This is a genomic window from Methylobacterium sp. UNC378MF (assembly GCF_900103195.1).
Taxonomy (GTDB): Bacteria; Pseudomonadota; Alphaproteobacteria; order Rhizobiales; family Beijerinckiaceae; genus Methylobacterium.
Genome location: NZ_FMWU01000028.1, coordinates 46,705 through 63,082, shown reverse-complemented (window position 1 = coordinate 63,082; position 16,378 = coordinate 46,705). Strand labels below are relative to the sequence as shown.

Annotated in this window: 15 protein-coding genes and 1 tRNA gene; 10 read left to right on the top strand and 6 right to left on the bottom strand. The window is 68.9% G+C overall.

Going from position 1 to position 16,378, the window contains the following annotated elements; genetic code table 11:
• The first annotated feature begins 3 nt into the window (after nt 1–3).
• From BLT59_RS24530 to BLT59_RS24505, 6 genes are all read left to right on the top strand, one after another.
• Entirely contained in the window at nt 4–1,623 is a 1,620-nt protein-coding gene (locus tag BLT59_RS24530; protein ID WP_091786944.1) for a type II and III secretion system protein family protein, read from the top strand.
• A 36-nt stretch (nt 1,624–1,659) separates the two neighbouring features.
• On the top strand, nt 1,660–2,403 hold the full coding sequence (locus tag BLT59_RS24525) for a CpaD family pilus assembly protein (RefSeq protein WP_091786941.1): 744 nt from the start codon (nt 1,660–1,662) through the stop codon (nt 2,401–2,403).
• A 78-nt stretch (nt 2,404–2,481) separates the two neighbouring features.
• Nucleotides 2,482–3,726, top strand: a complete 1,245-nt coding sequence (locus BLT59_RS24520; RefSeq protein ID WP_091786937.1) for a CpaE/TadZ family protein — start codon at nt 2,482–2,484, stop codon at nt 3,724–3,726.
• A gap of 57 nt (nt 3,727–3,783) precedes the next feature.
• Nucleotides 3,784–5,232: a TadA family conjugal transfer-associated ATPase gene (locus BLT59_RS24515; RefSeq protein WP_091786934.1), complete on the top strand. Its 1,449-nt coding sequence runs from the start codon at nt 3,784–3,786 to the stop codon at nt 5,230–5,232.
• A 4-nt stretch (nt 5,233–5,236) separates the two neighbouring features.
• A complete protein-coding gene (locus BLT59_RS24510) occupies nt 5,237–6,214 on the top strand; it encodes a type II secretion system F family protein (protein ID WP_091786931.1) in 978 nt (325 codons plus the stop codon).
• Nucleotides 6,215–6,245: 31 nt separating this feature from the next.
• The gene (locus BLT59_RS24505) at nt 6,246–7,223 is read left to right on the top strand and encodes a type II secretion system F family protein (protein WP_091786929.1); all 978 of its coding nucleotides are present in this window, start codon (nt 6,246–6,248) and stop codon (nt 7,221–7,223) included.
• A 25-nt stretch (nt 7,224–7,248) separates the two neighbouring features.
• On the opposite strand, the gene BLT59_RS24500 is transcribed toward BLT59_RS24505, so the two are convergent.
• Nucleotides 7,249–7,482, bottom strand: coding sequence for a GcrA family cell cycle regulator (locus BLT59_RS24500; protein ID WP_091786927.1), 234 nt, complete (start codon nt 7,480–7,482; stop codon nt 7,249–7,251).
• Nucleotides 7,483–7,885: 403 nt separating this feature from the next.
• On the opposite strand from BLT59_RS24500, the gene sseA reads away from it, so the two are divergent.
• A complete protein-coding gene (gene sseA, locus BLT59_RS24495) occupies nt 7,886–8,734 on the top strand; it encodes a 3-mercaptopyruvate sulfurtransferase (protein ID WP_091786925.1) in 849 nt (282 codons plus the stop codon).
• 199 nt (nt 8,735–8,933) lie between these two features.
• Here sseA and BLT59_RS24490 read toward each other — a convergent pair whose 3' ends face one another.
• From BLT59_RS24490 to BLT59_RS24475, 4 genes are read right to left on the bottom strand one after another with little or no spacing between them, the layout of a single operon-like run.
• On the bottom strand, nt 8,934–9,758 hold the full coding sequence (locus tag BLT59_RS24490; RefSeq protein WP_091786923.1) for an FTR1 family iron permease: 825 nt from the start codon (nt 9,756–9,758) through the stop codon (nt 8,934–8,936).
• Nucleotides 9,759–9,809: 51 nt separating this feature from the next.
• The gene (locus BLT59_RS24485; protein WP_091786921.1) at nt 9,810–11,243 is read right to left on the bottom strand and encodes a 4Fe-4S binding protein; all 1,434 of its coding nucleotides are present in this window, start codon (nt 11,241–11,243) and stop codon (nt 9,810–9,812) included.
• On the bottom strand, nt 11,240–11,581 hold the full coding sequence (locus BLT59_RS24480) for a cupredoxin domain-containing protein (RefSeq protein WP_091786989.1): 342 nt from the start codon (nt 11,579–11,581) through the stop codon (nt 11,240–11,242). The genes BLT59_RS24485 and BLT59_RS24480 overlap by 4 nt, the downstream gene beginning before the upstream one ends.
• 17 nt (nt 11,582–11,598) lie before the next feature.
• On the bottom strand, nt 11,599–12,162 hold the full coding sequence (locus BLT59_RS24475; protein ID WP_197739359.1) for an iron transporter: 564 nt from the start codon (nt 12,160–12,162) through the stop codon (nt 11,599–11,601).
• Nucleotides 12,163–12,515: 353 nt separating this feature from the next.
• Here BLT59_RS24475 and BLT59_RS24470 point away from each other — a divergent pair, with 353 nt between their 5' ends.
• Nucleotides 12,516–14,639 carry a carbohydrate porin gene (locus BLT59_RS24470; protein ID WP_091786919.1) on the top strand — a complete coding sequence of 708 codons (2,124 nt, stop codon included), beginning with the start codon at nt 12,516–12,518 and terminating at the stop codon, nt 14,637–14,639.
• 97 nt (nt 14,640–14,736) lie between these two features.
• On the opposite strand, the gene lipB is transcribed toward BLT59_RS24470, so the two are convergent.
• Nucleotides 14,737–15,468, bottom strand: a complete 732-nt coding sequence (lipB, locus tag BLT59_RS24465) for a lipoyl(octanoyl) transferase LipB (RefSeq protein ID WP_091786917.1) — start codon at nt 15,466–15,468, stop codon at nt 14,737–14,739.
• Between the two features lie 89 nt (nt 15,469–15,557).
• Here lipB and BLT59_RS24460 point away from each other — a divergent pair, with 89 nt between their 5' ends.
• Together BLT59_RS24460 and BLT59_RS24455 are read left to right on the top strand one after the other, a co-directional pair.
• Entirely contained in the window at nt 15,558–15,863 is a 306-nt protein-coding gene (locus tag BLT59_RS24460) for a FliM/FliN family flagellar motor switch protein (protein WP_020095633.1), read from the top strand.
• A gap of 121 nt (nt 15,864–15,984) precedes the next feature.
• A tRNA-Leu gene (locus BLT59_RS24455) sits at nt 15,985–16,069 on the top strand.
• Nucleotides 16,070–16,378: the final 309 nt, after the last annotated feature.

Below are 16,378 nucleotides of genomic sequence, written 5' to 3'. Positions count from 1 at the left end.
GCCATGACCGCTCCGCTGCTCCACGCGCGCCCGGTGCGCCGCCCCGCCCGCCGCTCGGCCGGCGCCCTCGCCCTGCTGGTTGCCCTGACGGGACCCGTGCCCGCCCAGGAACGGCAGAGCTTAGGTCCTGCGCCGATCCTGACGATCGGCGCGGCGGAATCCGCCTCGACCCGGCGGGTCGAACTCACCGCCGGCCGCTCCGTCATCGTCGACCTGCCGCGCGACGCCAAGGAGGTGTTCGTGGCCAACCCCGCGGTGGCCAACGCCGTGGTCCGCTCGACCCGCAAGGTCTTCGTGATCGGCATGGCCGACGGTGCGACCTCGATCTTCATCCTGGATGCCGAGGGCCGCCAGATCGCTGCCCTCGACGTGACGGTGGCGCGGGATCTCAACCTCGGGACCCTGCGCGAGCTGCTCGGCCAGAGCATCCCGGGCGGCCGCTTCGACGTGCGCTCCTCGGGAGCCTCAGTGCTCCTGTCGGGCTCGGTGAACTCCTCGGCGGATGCGCAGCAGGCGATCGACATCGCCAACGCCTTCGTGGGGCTGGGCGGTGGGGCGGCCGGGGCCGCCGGCGCCGGGGCCCCCAGCGGGGGCGTCGCCGCCGGAGCGCGGGGCGCGGTGATCAACAACCTCACGATCCGCAACAAGGATCAGGTGATGCTCCGCGTCACCGTGGTGGAGGTGTCCCGCAACGTCCTGAAGCAATTCGGGATCAACATGACCGGCAACTGGTCGGCTCTGAACCCGGTCGGAACCGTGGGCCAGACGATCGTCAATAGCGGGACCGCCGCCGCGACGCAGGTGCCGGCGGTGATCCCGAACGTGCTGACCAACAATTTGCCCTTCCCGATCAACACAAGCACGCCGAGCGGGAATCAGATCCAGGCCTCCGTGCAGGGGGGCGGCTTCTCGCTGCAGGCGACCCTGAAGGCGTTCGAGCAGGCCGGCGTCTCGCGCATCCTCGCCGAGCCGACCTTGACCGCGATCTCCGGCGAGGCCGCCAAGTTCCTGGCCGGCGGTGAGTTCCCGGTGCCGTCCTCGGCCACCTGCGCGGTCGGCGGCGTCTGCTCGCCCGGCATCACATACAAGCCCTACGGTGTCGCCCTGTCGTTTACCCCCGTGGTGCTGGCCGACAACCGGATCTCGATCCGCGTCGCCACGGACGTGACCGAGATCGATCCGCAGCAGAGCTTCAATTACGTCGTCGGCAACAGCTCGGTCGCGGTGCCGGGCACCCGGGTGCGCCGCTCCGAGACCACCGTCGAGCTGCCTTCCGGCGGCGTGATGATGACGGCCGGCCTGATCCAGCAGGTCAACAAGCAGGCGATCTCCGGCCTGCCGGGGCTGATCAACCTGCCGATCCTCGGGGCGCTGTTCCGCTCCCGCGACTACCAGCGCATGGAGACCGAGCTGATGATCATGTGCACGCCCTACATCGCCCGCGCGATGGAGCCGAAGCAGGTGAGCCGCCCCGACGACAACTTCGTCGACGCCAGCGACGGTCAGACGGTTCTGCTCGGCCAGATCAACCGCATCTACGGCAAGGTCGCCTCGCCCGGGGCCGCCGCGGCGCCGCCGCTCGGACGCACCTATCGCGGGCACGTCGGCTTCATCGTCGAGTAGCGCCGCGCGTCCCTGTTGCCTCCAGGATTCGGAACCATGACCGGACGTTACCCGCCCGCCCTGTCCCGCCGTACCGCGAGCCTGCTCGCCGCCTGTGCGCTGGGTGCTCTCGCGGCAGCCTGCAAGACCGATCCCGTCACCACCGGCGGGCTCGACGTGACGGATTACCGCGCGCGCCACCCCGTCGTGCTGGCTGACGGGACCCGCAGCCTCGACGTGTTCCCAACTGGGGTGGGACACCTGGATCCGCGCCAGGCGGCGGATGTCGACGCGTTCATGCTGGAATACCGCCGGTACGGCCGCGGAGGTCTTCTGATGGAGGTCCCCCGGGGCGTTCCGCCAAGCCAGGTGGCGGCGGTCGAGCGGACCGCTTCGGTACTCGGCCGGTTCGGGACGCAGAACGGCGTCGGCGCCCGCGAGATCACGGTGACCGGCTACGCGGTTGCCGCGCCGACCCTCGCCGCGCCGATTCGCCTGAGCTTCCAACGCATGCAGGCCAAGGTGGCCGACGCCTGCGGGCTGTGGCCCCAGGACCTCGGAACACGCAGCTTCGCGTCCGATTACAGCAACCAGCCGAGCTGGAACCTGGGCTGCGCCATGCAGTCCAACGTGGCGGCTCAGGTCGCCGACCCGGTCGACCTCGTACGGGGCAGGCCCGAGGGCCGCATCGACACCGTCAAGCGGGTCCGGGACATTGGCCAGTTGCGGGACGGCAAGGATCCGTCAACCACATGGCGTCAAGATGGGCAGACCGCCGTGAAGTCCCAAGTCACCAACTGAGACAGCCGGCGTTGGGGACGGGCAGCCCCGCCGCCGACCGCAACGCCGCGCCCCGAACGCGAACCCGAAAGCGCCGTCATGGCAGATCTGTCCGAGTCAACCGAGCGCACGATCGCCCCGGTGCCCCGGATCACCATCCAGGCATTCTGCGAGACCGGCGAGACCGCCGCGATGATCGAGGGTGCGGCCCTCGACCGGCGCATGCAGAAGGCGCAGGTCAAGGTCCGGATGGGCGGCGGCGGCGGCGCAATCGAGGCCTACCGGCACGCGCCGACGCCCAACGTCATCATCATCGAGATCCAGGGCGCGCGCTCGAAGCCGATCGAGTGCCTCGACGCCCTGGCCGAGGTCTGTGACGAGGGCACCCGTGTCCTGGTGATCGGCCATGTCAACGACGTCATGCTCTATCGGCAGCTGATCCAGCGCGGGGTGTCCGATTACCTGATGGCACCGGTCGAGCCGCTGACCCTGATCGCGGCAATTTCCGACCTGTTCACGGCCCCGGGCGTCAAGCCGGTGGGGCGGACCGTGGCGGTCTACGGCGTGAAGGGCGGGATCGGCGCCTCCACGGTAGCGCACAATTTCGCTTGGTCCGTGGCCCGGAGCCAGGGCGTCCAGACGGTGATCGCCGACTTCGACATCGCCTTCGGCACCGCCTCGCTCAACTTCAATCAGGACCCGCCGCAGGGCATCGCCGAGGCGGTGTTTGCCCCCGAACGCCTCGATTCCGCCCTGGTCGAGCGTCTGTTGTCCAAGTGCAGCGACAACCTGAGCCTGCTCTCCGCCCCGGCGAGCCTGGACCGGACCATCGACCTGTCCGAGCCGGCCTTCGACGCCCTGATCGAGCACATGCGGGCAAGCGTGCCCTGCGTGGTCCTCGACATCCCGCATCAGTGGAGCGCGTGGTCGAAGCGGGTCCTCACGGCGGCGGACGAAATCCTGATCGTGGCCGGCCCCGACCTTGCCTGCCTGCGCAACGCCAAGAACCTCCTCGGCGCGCTGAAGCACGGGCGCCCGAACGACCAGCCGCCGCGCATCGTGCTGAACGGCGTCGGCGTGCCAAAGCGCCCCGAAATCGGCACCGCCGAGTTCTCCAAGGCTCTGGAGGCCCCGGTCGCCCTGACGATCCCGTTCGAGCCGACCCTGTTCGGCACCGCAGCCAACAACGGCCAGATGATCGCCGAGATCCAGGCCGGGTCGAAGGTGGCGGAGCTGTTCAACGATCTGGCCGCCATGACCCTTGGGCGTACCGAGAGCCGGCGGAGCCGGCCGAGCCTGCTGGAGCCGCTGCTCGCCAAGCTCGCCGGCCGCAAGGCTTCCTGATGCGGACGCGATCCCTCACCCGGCCGGTGCCGCGGGTCTGCGTCGGGGCTCTGACCCATGTTCGGTAGGCGACAGTCCGGCGGGGCGTCGGCGGCGCCCCCGCCGATTCCGCAGATGCGGACCCCGGCTCCGGCCACGCCGGTGCTGCGCGACGCGCCGGCGCCGATCCCGGCTCCGCGCCCGGCACCGGCGGCCCCGGTCGTGGTCGAGACCACGCGCTCGGAGGATTACTACCGCACCAAGAGCCTGATCTTCGGCGCCCTCATCGAGGCGATCGACCTGACGCAGCTCTCGCGCCTCGACGCCGAGACCGCGCGCGAGGAGATCCGCGACATCGTCACGGAGATCATCGGGCTCAAGAACATCGTCCTGTCGATCTCCGAGCAGGAGGAGCTGCTCGACGACATCTGCAACGACGTGCTGGGCTACGGTCCCCTGGAGCCGCTGCTCGCCCGGGACGACATCGCCGACATCATGGTCAACGGTGCCCATCGGACCTTCATCGAGGTCAACGGCAAGATCCAGCTGACCAGCGTGCGGTTCCGCGACAACCAGCAGCTGATGAACATCTGCCAGCGGATCGTCAGCCAGGTCGGCCGCCGCGTCGACGACGCCTCGCCGATCTGCGACGCGCGCCTGCCGGACGGGTCCCGCGTCAACGTCATCGCGCCGCCCCTGGCGATCGACGGCCCGGCGCTCACCATCCGCAAGTTCAAGAAGGACAAGCTGACCCTGGAGCAGCTCGTGCGCTTCGGGGCGATCTCGCCCGAGGGCGCCGAGGTCCTGAAGATCATCGGCCAGTCGCGCTGCAACGTGGTCATCTCGGGCGGCACCGGCTCGGGCAAGACAACGCTGCTCAACTGCCTTACCGCCTTCATCGAGCACGACGAGCGGGTCATCACCTGCGAGGACGCGGCCGAGCTGCAGCTCCAGCAGCCCCACGTCGTCCGCCTGGAGACGCGGCCGCCCAACATGGAGGGCCAGGGCCAGGTCACCATGCGTGACCTCGTGAAGAACTGCCTGCGCATGCGACCGGAGCGGATCATCGTCGGCGAGGTGCGCGGACCGGAGGCCTTCGACCTGCTCCAGGCGATGAACACCGGCCACGACGGCTCGATGGGCACGCTCCACGCCAACAGCCCGCGCGAGTGCCTGTCGCGTATCGAATCGATGATCTCGATGGGCGGCTTCACCCTGCCGTCGCGGACCCTGCGCGAGATGATCTGCGGCTCGATCGACGTCGTGATCCAGGCGATGCGCCTGCGCGACGGCTCCCGGCGCATCACCCACATCACCGAGGTGCTCGGCATGGAGGGTGACGTCATCACCACGCAGGACGTGTTCCTCTACGACATCGTCGGCGAGGACGCGAACGGCAAGCTCATCGGACGTCACCGCTCCACCGGCGTCGGCCGGCCGAAATTCTGGGAGCGCGCCCGCTACTACGGCCTGGAGCAGCGGCTCGGCGAGGCGCTCGACGCCGCCGAGGTCGTCGACCGGAGCTGAGCCGATGGCGGACGCCTCAAACCTGCCGATCGCCGCCGGCCTCGTCGGCATCGCGGTCGCCGCCATCGCCTACGTGGCGGTCCTTCCCCTGCTCGGTGGCGAGCGCCGGGCCAGCAAGCGCCTGAAGACGATCAGCGTCTCCGCCTCGGGGGCGGCGACCCGGGGCGTGGCGGTCAACCGGCGCGAGCAGGTCGCCAAGACGCTGAGCGAGATCGAGGCGAAGGCCAAGGGCGCCTCGAAGGCCAGCGTGGAGCTGAAGCTCGCCCGCGCCGGCCTCGGCTGGACGAAGCAGACCTTCTATATGGTCTCGGCCCTGAGCGGCGGCGTCCTCGGGCTCCTGATCTTCGTGATCACCGACAACGCCCTCGCGGCGCTCGGAGCCGCCTTCGCGGGCGGCTTCGGTCTGCCCGCCTGGCTGCTGCGCCATTTGCGGCTCAAGCGCATCGCGAAGTTCAACAAGGAACTGCCCAACGCCGTCGACGTGGTGGTCCGCGGCATCCGCACCGGCATCCCGGTGGGCGATTGCTTCCGCATGGTCTCGCGCGAGGCCGAGGAACCGGTGCGCAGCGAGTTCCGGACCGTGGTGGAGACTCAGGCGATGGGCCTGTCGCTCGGGGAGGCGTGCACGCGCCTGTTCGAACGCGTGCCCACGGCCGAGGTGAACTTCTTCGCCATCGTGATCAACATCCAGCAGCAATCGGGCGGCAACCTTTCGGAGGCGCTGAACAATCTCTCCGTCGTGCTACGCGACCGCGCCAAGATGCGCGGCAAGGTCCAGGCGATGAGCATGGAGGCCAAGGCCTCGGCCTCGATCATCGCCTGCCTGCCCTTCGCGGTGGCGGGCATCACCGCCCTGACGAGCCCCGACTACATCTCACTGCTCTGGACGACCGATACCGGCAAGATCGCCCTGGTCGGCGCGGCAATCTGGATGTCCATCGGCGTCTTCACGATCAAGAAGATGATCGCCTTCGAGTTCTAGGCGCGGTGCGCCCTCTGCCGGATCCCGCCCGATGATCGACGACATCGCCGAAAAGCTGTTCGATCCCCGCTTCATGGGCACGCTCCTGACCGCCGTCGCGGCGGCCGCGACCGCCTACGCTGTGGCGCAGCCTTTCCTGGAGACCGACAGGCTCGGCAAGCGGATGAAGCTCGTCAGCGACGAGCGCGAGCAGATCCGGCGGCGCGAGCGGCTGAGCGCAGAGCGGACCGCCAACCGGGCCACGCTCCGCACCGAGCCGAAGGCCTACATGAAGTCCATCGTCGACCGGTACCAGCTGCGGCGCTGGCTCGGCACGGACACGGCCAAGCGCAAGCTGATGCAGGCCGGCTATCGCGGCCAAGGGGCGGAGACCGCGTTCCTCTTCTTCCGCCTCGTCGTGCCGGTTGTCGCGGTGATCTCGGCCCTGTTCTACCTGTTCGTGCTCGAGGTGCTCGACGCCTCGTACCTCGTGCGGTTCGGGCTGGTGATCGGCGCGGCCTATGCGGGCATCAAGGCGCCGGAGCTGTTCCTGGTGAACACCGCCAAGAAACGCCAGACCGAGATCCGGAAGGCGTGGCCGGACGCCCTCGATCTCACGCTGATCTGCGTGGAATCCGGCATGGCGATCGAGAACGCCTTCCGGAAGGTGAGCACCGAGATCGCGACGTCCTCGGTCGTGCTGGCCGAGGAGCTCGCGCTGATGACCGCCGAGATGTCGTTCCTGCCCGACCGGCGCCAGGCCTACGAGAACCTCGTGATGCGCACCGGGCTCGAGCCGGTGAAATCCGTGGCGACCGCGCTGATCCAGGCCGAGCGCTACGGCACGCCCGTGGGTCAGGCGCTGCGGGTGCTGAGCCAGGAAAGCCGCGACCTGCGCATGAACGAGGCCGAGAAGAAGGCGGCGGGGCTGCCGCCCAAGCTCACCGTGCCGATGATCCTGTTCTTCCTGCCGGTGCTGTTCGTGGTCATCATCACCCCGGCGGTCATCCAGATCATGCGGACGCAGTGACCTCCGGGGTGCGGCAGGACCGGATTCAGCGGATGCGGCCGGGCCGGGTCGGCTCGAACACGATACGACGGTGATAGGCACACCAGCTCTTGCCGTCGGATACGGGCGCCCCGCAGCAGACGGCGCGGTCGTTCGGCTCACCGATGATGTACTTGCACACGAAGGCACCGGACTGCGCGAAGGGCACGCGCAGGTCGGCCGACGGCTCCTGTACGGTCTCGGCGTCGCCGATCTGGGACATGCGGACGAGTTGATTCATGGTATCGATCGGCTCAATAAGCATCCTGCTCGGTGGGTCGGGCACCCCGGCAGATAGGGAAATTCGAACGCATCTCGTTCAGGCGACGTCCCCGTTTCGCGTCCACAAGCGGGGGCGTACAGGGCGGCCAACACGATGCCGGCCGTGGGGCCGACGCGATTGGCGTCATCATGTTGTCGTAACTGGGGTTACGGTTCTTTAAAACAAGACCAGCCTGCGTTGGATGCATCGGACCACGGTGCAGGATGCGTAGCTCGCGCCATTCCACCCGCCTTTCGATTGGCATTGGTGGAGCTGACGAATCCGCCCGAACGCCCGCGCGTGTCGGCAGGCCGGGCGTGCAACGCGGTGCGAGCTGTGGTTCTGTGAGCGCGCAACGCGAACAGAGCCGGACCCGCCGACCATGGCCCATGCGCCCCTCGTATCACCCGAATGGCTGCACGACCGCCTCGCGGCTCCCGATATCGTGGTGCTCGACGCCTCCTGGTACCTGCCAACCGCGGGCCGTGATCCCGAGGCCGAGTTCCGCGCCGCCCATATTCCCGGTGCCCGTCGCTTCGATCTCGACGCCATGAGCGACACCGAGTCGAGCCTGCCGCACATGTTGCCGCGTCCCGATGTCTTCGCCGCGCGGATGCGGGCCCTCGGCATCGGGGACGGCATGCAGCTCGTGGTCTACGACGGCCAGGGGCTGTTCTCGGCTCCGCGGGTCTGGTGGATGCTCAAGAGCTTCGGCGTGCGCGACGCGTTGGTGCTGGACGGCGGCCTCCCCGCCTGGGTGGCGGCGGGCTACCCCACCGAGGAAGGCGAACCGCGCGCGCCCGAGCGGCGGCACTTCACCGCCCGCCTCGACCACGGCGCCGTGGCGGACGCGGACGACGTCGCCCGTGCCTTGGATACCGGCGCGGCCCAGGTGGTCGATGCCCGCTCGGGGACGCGGTTCCGCGGCGAGGAGCCGGAGCCCCGCCCCGGCGTCCGGCCGGGGCACATGCCCGGCGCCCGCAACCTGCACTACGCGGCCCTCCAGCGCGACGGCCGGATGAAGAGCCCCGAGGAGCTGAAGGCGGTCTTTGCCGAGAACGGCGTCGATCCGGACCGGCCGGTCGTGACCACCTGCGGCTCCGGTGTCACCGCCGCGATCATCGCGCTGGCGCTGGAGACCATGGGTCGGCCGGCGCGGGGTCTCTATGACGGCTCCTGGTCGGAATGGGGCGCCGATCCGGCCAGGGCAGTGGCGACCGGAGCACCGTAGCGCCTCGATCAGAAGCCGGGTGGCGGGCGGATAGATGCGCGCCGCCCCCTCCCGCGGGCGAGATCCGGCTAGAACCGGCCGACTCCGACAGACCGTGTCGCCTGCGCGACGCTTCAGGCGCAGGATCCCGGATCACCCTCCAAGATAGGGTTTCGCCCTGCGCCCGGGGGAGGATCCCGGGACCTGTCGCAGCCGAGGCTTACGCCGTCCGCACCGCGCGGCGCTTGTCGGCGGCGCTCCACTGCATGAGGCAGACCATCACCGCGATGGTGGCGACATAGACCAGACCCTGAAGTGCAGTGGGTCGGTCGGTGTAGCCGACCAGAGCGTGCAGGACGCGGCCCGGCCAGGAATTCTCGGCGATCATGCCGGAGCTGTTCCACAGAGTGTGACCAAGGACATCCACCACGCCGGCATTGGCCAGGAACTGCGCCGCCTGCGCGGCGAGGCCGGCCGCGAGGAAGATGATCAGCACGCTGGTGATCGAGAAGACGTAGCGGCTCGGGATCGCGGCGAGGCCGAGATAGGTCGCCGCCGAGAGGAGAACGCCCGCACCGATGCCGGCGACCGCTCCGAACTGAATGTCGGCCCCCGAAGTGCCCGAGGCCACGAGGCCGTAGAGGAACAGGACCAGCTCGGCCCCCTCGCGCAGGATCGCGGCGCCGATGACGATCGAGAGGGCCGCCGCCTCCCGCTCGCCCGAGCGCACCGCCGCACCGGCGGCGCGCAGCTCGCCCGCCAGCTCCTTGCCGTGCTTGCTCATCCAGGTGTTGTGCCAGATCAGCAGCAGCACCGCGACGATCAGCACCGCGGCGTTCAGGATGTCCTGCCCGCTGCCCTCGAAGGCGTCGGAGATCTTTTCCGCGAAAAGGGCCACCAGGGCCGCGCCCGCGAGGCCCCCGGCAACGCCGAGCAGGACCCAGCGCATCCGGCCCGGGATGCCGCGGGTCGCCGCCAGCACGATGGAGATGATGAGGCCTGCCTCGATGACTTCGCGGAAGGCGATGACGAAGGCGCCGATCATGGCGGTCTCCAGGGGTTACGAGGTCGTGTGAAGCATCGCGCGAACCGCGCGCTACCAGATCCAGAACAGGAGCACCCAGTTGGCCACCGAGAGGGCGGTCGCTGCGGCGATGCAGGCCGCGGCCGCCACCCGGCGGAGGCCGCCGGCAGCGAGACCCGCCACCCGCCAGGCCAGCCAGATGCTCCACACGCTCGCGCCGGCGAGCAGGGCCGCGCGGATCTCCGCCACGTAGGGGATCACGATGCCGTCGCCGCGCAGGAATGTGACGGTGAGCGCCGACAGGCCCAGGAAGACGCCGCAACCCGCCACCGGGATCAGCGTCTGAGTCAGGTGGTGGAAGCGCCGGAGCGACCAGTCTCCGAGGCTCAGGGTCGCGAGCGCCACGATCCCCGACAGGGCGAGCCCGAGGACGGCCGTCGCGGCGCCGATGTAGGCCAGCAGCAGCCCACCGTCGAGGAGCGTCATGACGTCGTTGCGGTCGGGATAGTTCGTCAGCACGAACCAGGGCGCCGAGTGCTCCAGGGGCCACGTCGTCCCGTGCTCGATGAGCCAGGTGGCCGCCCATTGCTTGGCATCGACGTACCAGGGGCTGGAGGACCACTGGAAGGCGCCCACCGCCAGCGCCAGCATGCCGAACAGGATCAGCATGGTCTGGTCGAGGCTGGGCTCCTGGCCGGCCACGTGGACGATCTCGTGGTTGGGCGAGCGCAGGGCGAGGTGCACGGCGCCGCGATGGCCGCTGCAGCGCCCGCACATGTGGCAGGCGCCCGCGCCGCGCATGGTCTTCACCGGCACGAGGGGGGCGCAGTTGAAGGCCTCGGTACCCCCCAGGGGCTTAGGCGAGGCCGCCCAGGCGGCGCGGTCGACCTGGAAGCTCACCGGCGCGAGCTTCGACAGCACCGCGAAGACGCCATTGACCGGGCAGAGATAGCGGCACCAGACGCGCTTGTTGCGCCCGTAGAGCAGGCCGACCACGATCGCTGCCAGCGTCGAGCCGCCGAGCACTGCCAGAACCGGCTTCGGATAGCCGTAGACGCTGGTCATCTGCCCGTAGACGGTGGTTCCGGCGAAAGCCACGAACGGCCAGCCCTGCCAGGTGATCCAGCGCGGCACGGCGTAGCCGCGGCTCCAGCGGCTCGCGAATTCGCTGAGAGCCCCTTCCGGGCAGAGCACGCCGCACCAAGCCCGGCCGACCAGCACCATGCTGACCAGCACGAACGGCCACCAGATCCCCCAGAAGGCGAATTGCGCGGCCAGCGTCAGGTTGGTCCAGATATGGGCGGCATTGTCGGGCAGCGGCAGCAGGGCCGGGACGACCACCAGCACCGCGTAGACGGCGACGATCAGCCACTGCACGGACCGGATGATCCAGCCGTACCGGCGCAGCCCATCGCCGAACCGGGCGAGCCGCGCATCGACCGCGGACCGGCGCGGCGCGGCGCGGGTCAGGACCAGGGGGCCGGGCGCTGTCGTCGACGCGCTCATTTGGCCACCAGGGTTGCCTTTGCCTCCGGGTGGAAATCGTCGAACACCTGATAGGTCCCGGCATCGAGGGTGCGGAACACGATCGCCGAGGTCGAGCCGGCGGCCAGCGCCTTCTCGCGCTTGAGTTCCGTGCTCTCGAATTCAACCGGGGTCTGGCCGGTATTCGAGATCTCCAGCTTGAACCGGGTGTTGGCCGGAACCTCGATCACCGTCGGGATGATCACGCCGTCACGCATCTCCACCTTGATGACCGGCATGTCGTCGGCATGCGCGGGCGCGGACGCCGCGGCGATCAGCAGAACGACGGCGGAGACGATGGAACACGGCACGCGGGACACGAACAGCTCCGGCAAGTTCAGTAGGCGCCCTTCTTGCCGACGCCGGCGAATGTGAAGTCCTGGGTCACCTCGAAGGGGTCGAACCAGGGACCGACCCCCGTCTCCTTATCGACGTGGCGGCCGAAATGGCTGTCCTTGCCCGGGGGCGCGACAGTGACCTTGAGGCGGTAGCGACCGGGGCCGAACAGCTTGACGTTGTCGCCGTAATGCGGCCCGTCATTGGCGACCATCGGCATCAGCATGCCCGAAACAGTCTGGTCGGTGGGCTTGTCGCCGTCGAGCTTCACCGCCTCGAAGCGGATGTCGAGCGCCGGCACCCAGTCGCCCTCGGCGAATCCGTTGCGGTTGTCCTTGGCGGCGCGGATATCGGTCTCGAGGTGAATGTCCGACTTGGCGGCCTCGCGCATCATGCCGGGCGGATCCATCTCGATCGGCTGCAGATAGACGGCGGCGACCTCCAGGCCGTTCCGCGTCACGTGCGGACCGATCGGCACCTCCTTGGCCAGTGCAGCGCCCGCGAACGCGAGGAGCGAGGCTGCGGCGAGGCCGCGGAGAACCGGGATGATGTGCGACGCGTGCATGCGACCGCACATAATCCACCCGGCTCGAAGTTCAAACCGGAATCGCGCAAACATCAAATAATAACAATTCTAATCTGAGACCTTTTCGAATCGGCATGGCCGTATTCGCATGTCTTTCCGGCAGATCCCTACGCTCATAACGCATTCTCAAGAAGATGTTCGCGACGCATTGTCCCATTGGATCTTGACGAATCCGGCCGAGCCTGGATTGTCATGCCCGCGCCATGCAGAGAACCGAAGATGCGGAGTGGAACAGCCAGGATCTGCGCGATGGCCTGTGGCGAGACGGCGCGCTGCGGCTTGCGCGACGCCAAGGCTCGTTTTAGCAAGTGCTATACTTTTCTGCAAATTGGATGAGAATCCGTTCCGTGCCCCTGGTCCGCACCGCAGCGCTCATCCTGACCGCGCCCCTCCTCACGCCCCTGGCCGCGCGGGCGGCTGATCTGTCCGCCGCGCGCTCCGCCGCCATGCCGGCCTATACCGACTGGTCGGGGGGCTATGTCGGCCTTGAGGGCAGCGCCGGCGGATCCTACGGAGCCTACAATTTCGGCCCAACGACGATCGGCGGCCGGCCGATTCCGACCTTCAAGAGCGGCGATTCGACTGGCCGCAGCGACCAGGGTCGGAACGCCACGACGGCCGTCGGTGGCCTGTTCGGCGGCTGGAACTGGCAGGCCGGACCGTGGGTCTACGGCATCGAAGCGAGTCTCGATGCGGCGAATCTGAAGCGGCCCGTCCCTTCGACCATCGCAGGGTTCGGCTACGCGGACGTAGATCCGGCCTTCAACGTCGTGCGCGCCAAGACCGATCTCTACGGCACCCTGCGCGCCCGACTCGGCTTCAGCTTCGACCGCTATCTGATCTACGGCACCTTCGGGCTGGCGGGGGCGGACGCGCGCTTCCTCGCGAACTATCCGGATCTCGACGCGGGCGGTCAGACCACGGCGCGGCAGGACCTCGGCTATCTCGGCTTCACCCTCGGCGCGGGCGTGCAATACGCCATCACCGACAGCCTCGCCCTGGGCATCGACTACCGCTACATCGATCTGGGCGGCAGCCGGCGCTTCCCGCTGGGCGCGGTGCCCGGGGACGCGGGCGGGCCGGTCACGACCCGGGCGAGCTTCAACTCCAACCAGCTGTTCGCGCGGCTGATGTGGTTCCCGGACGGCCTGAAGGTCCCGCAGGACCCGGACGAGACTGCGCCGCACGACCCCGACAACGGCGATACCGGCCGCTTCTCGCTGCACGGCCAGACGACGCTGATCGCGCAGGGCGTGCCCGGCTTCCGCTCGCCCTACGAGGGCGCGCAGAGCCTGATCCCCCACCAGGCCCGGCAGACCACCACGGCCACGATCTTCCTCGGGCTCAAGCTCACCGACAGCACCGAGATCTACTACAATCCCGAGTTCAGCCAGGGCTTCGGCCTGTCGCGGACGCTGGGCGTCGCCGGCTTCGTCAACGGCGAGGCCCAGAAGGCCGGCGCCCCATTCCCGAAGCTGCGCTCGAACCGCTACTACGTGAAGCAGACCTTCGGGCTGGGCGGCGAGACCGTGGAGGTGCCGGACGGTCCGAACCAAGTGGCCACCCGCTACGATGCCGAGCGGATCACGCTGATCGCCGGCAAGTTCGCGCTGGGCGACTTCTTCGACGGCAACATCTACGCGCACGACCCGCGCGTGGACTTCTTCAACTGGTCGCTCTGGGGCTCGTCGGCCTGGGACTTCCCGGCGAACCTCCCGGGTTTCACGCAGGGGGTCTACGCCGAATACAACCGGCCGGAATTCGCGATCCGCGCCGCCTACACGCAGGTGCCCAAGGAGCCGTCGAGCGACGTGCTCGATCCGCGGGTGTTCCGGCGCGCTGGGCTGAACGTCGAGTTTGAGGAGCGCCACGTCCTCCCGTGGCTGGAGCAACCCGGCAAGATCCGCATCGGGCTGTTCTCGAATGTCGGTGTCTCGGCCAACAACCGCGACGTGGTCACCCTGACGCAGCTCGGCCTGTTCGACGACATCAATGACGCCGTCGCGGCGACGCGGCGTCCCCGCCGCAAGACCGGTGGCTACATCAACCTGGAGCAGGCGCTGACGCCCGAACTCGGGCTGTTCGCCCGGGCGAGCCTGAATGACGGGCGCACCGAGAACATCTCCTTCACCGACATCGACCAGAGCTTTTCCGGTGGCCTGTCACTGAAAGGCAAGGCCTGGGACCGGCCCGACGACACGGTCGGAATCGGCGCCGCCATGAATGGGCTCTCGCCCTCGCACCGGGCCGCCTTCGCGGCCGGCTATCTCGGCCTGCTGGTCGGCGACGGGCGCCTCAACTACGGCACCGAGCGCGCACTCGAGACCTACTACGCCCTGAACCTCACGAAGTTCGTCACCCTGACCTTCGACTACCAGTTCATCGGCAATCCCGGATACAACCGCGATCGCGGCCCTGCGCATTTCTTCGCCTCGCGGCTGCACGCGGATTTCTGAAAGACGTGGCCGTCCCGGGGAGAGGCTCGGGAACGCGGCCTGCATCCTTGAGAAAGGCGGCAGCCGCAGCCGCCGGAGGCATCGCCGGCACGCCCGATCACTCCGTCGCCTCGATCGCGGTCGCCCCGAAGATCGCCTCGAAGGCGGCTCGGAGCTGCATGTCGACCTCCGGCATACTCACCGGCAGGCCGAGATCGACGAGGCTCGTAACCCCGTGCTCCCGCACGCCGCACGGCACGATCCCGTCGAAATGCATGAGATCGGGCTCGACGTTCAGGCTGATGCCGTGGAAGCTGACCCAGCGGCGCACCCGGATGCCGATCGCCGCGATCTTGTCCTCGACGCCGTGGCCTTTCTCGGGCCGGCGCACCCAGACACCGACCCGGTCCTCGCGGCGCTCGGCACGGACATTGAAGGCGGCGAGCGTCTCGATCAGCCACGCCTCCAGGCTCGCCACGTAGGCACGCAGGTCGCGGCTGCGGCGGCCGAGGTCGAGCATCACGTAGGCGACCCGCTGACCCGGCCCGTGGTAGGTGTACTGCCCGCCTCGTCCCGTGGCGTGGACCGGGAAACGGTCCGGCGTCACGAGATCCTCGGACCGGGCCGAGGTGCCGGCCGTGTAGAGCGGCGGGTGCTCCAGCAGCCAGACGCATTCGGGCGCCGCGCCGCGGGCGATCGCCTCCGCACGCGCCTCCATCCAGGCGAGAGCGGCCTCGTAGCTCACGGGCGCGTCGCTCACGCGCCAGCCCACCGGCCCGGCGACCGGACCAGAACCAGGCTGCTTCGGAAAGGCGTGCGGGCTGACCGTGAGGCGCGGCGCGTTTACCAAGAGTTCACCATCCTGCGTCGATGGTCGTAGCCTTCAACATCCGCGGCCGGCGGTTGCAAGGTTTCGGCCGCGAGACGGGGTGGCGGGCGGTGGCGGTCTTCGAGACCCTTAAGGTCGATCTGACGGTGGTGCTGGGCCGTGCCCGCATGCCGCTGCACATGCTGCTGCGCATGGGCCGCGGGGCCGTGATCGAACTGGAAGCCAGCGACAGCGACATGGTCGAGATCCTGGCCAACGACCACCCGATCGCCCGCGGGCAGATCGTGGTGACCGGCGACCGTATCTCCGTCGAGGTGACCGAGCTGATCCGCAAGGCGGCCTCGATCGTCGAGCCGGGCGTCAGCATCGGCGACGGCGCGGCGCCTTTCCTGGAGGGCGGCTACGATTCCCCGTGAGCGGGGCGCTTGTCGGCGGCCGGACGATCTGTTATCCGCTGCGCCGCGCGACACGAAAGCGGCCCCGGGTTCTCCCGCGGTGCGCGACGGTCGGGCAAACGGACCGGTCTTCGCGTCCGATGCGGCCATGGCGGAATTGGTAGACGCGCTAGCTTGAGGTGCTAGTCCCGAGAGGGGTGGAGGTTCGAGTCCTCTTGGCCGCACCACATTGTTTCGGTTGCCCGGATCTTCGGCAACCCGGATGTGGTGCCACGCATGGCGGTGCGCCGCTGATCGTCTGAGTCTTCGCGCTGATCGTCGACCTGTTGGGCAGCGGTGCCCCTGGCGCTGCTGGGTGCTGAGCCGCACCGCCCCGCCCTGATCGCCGGCCAGCTGCTTTACGCGGTCGCGACGGGAGTGCTCGACCGCTAAGCGCAGCACTCGGCCTGACTGCGCCGCAACCCGGCCCTGCATTGACTTCGCAGCCGCACACCGGCATATCGGCGATGCAGCGTCAGCGGCCGCCATGGCCCGCT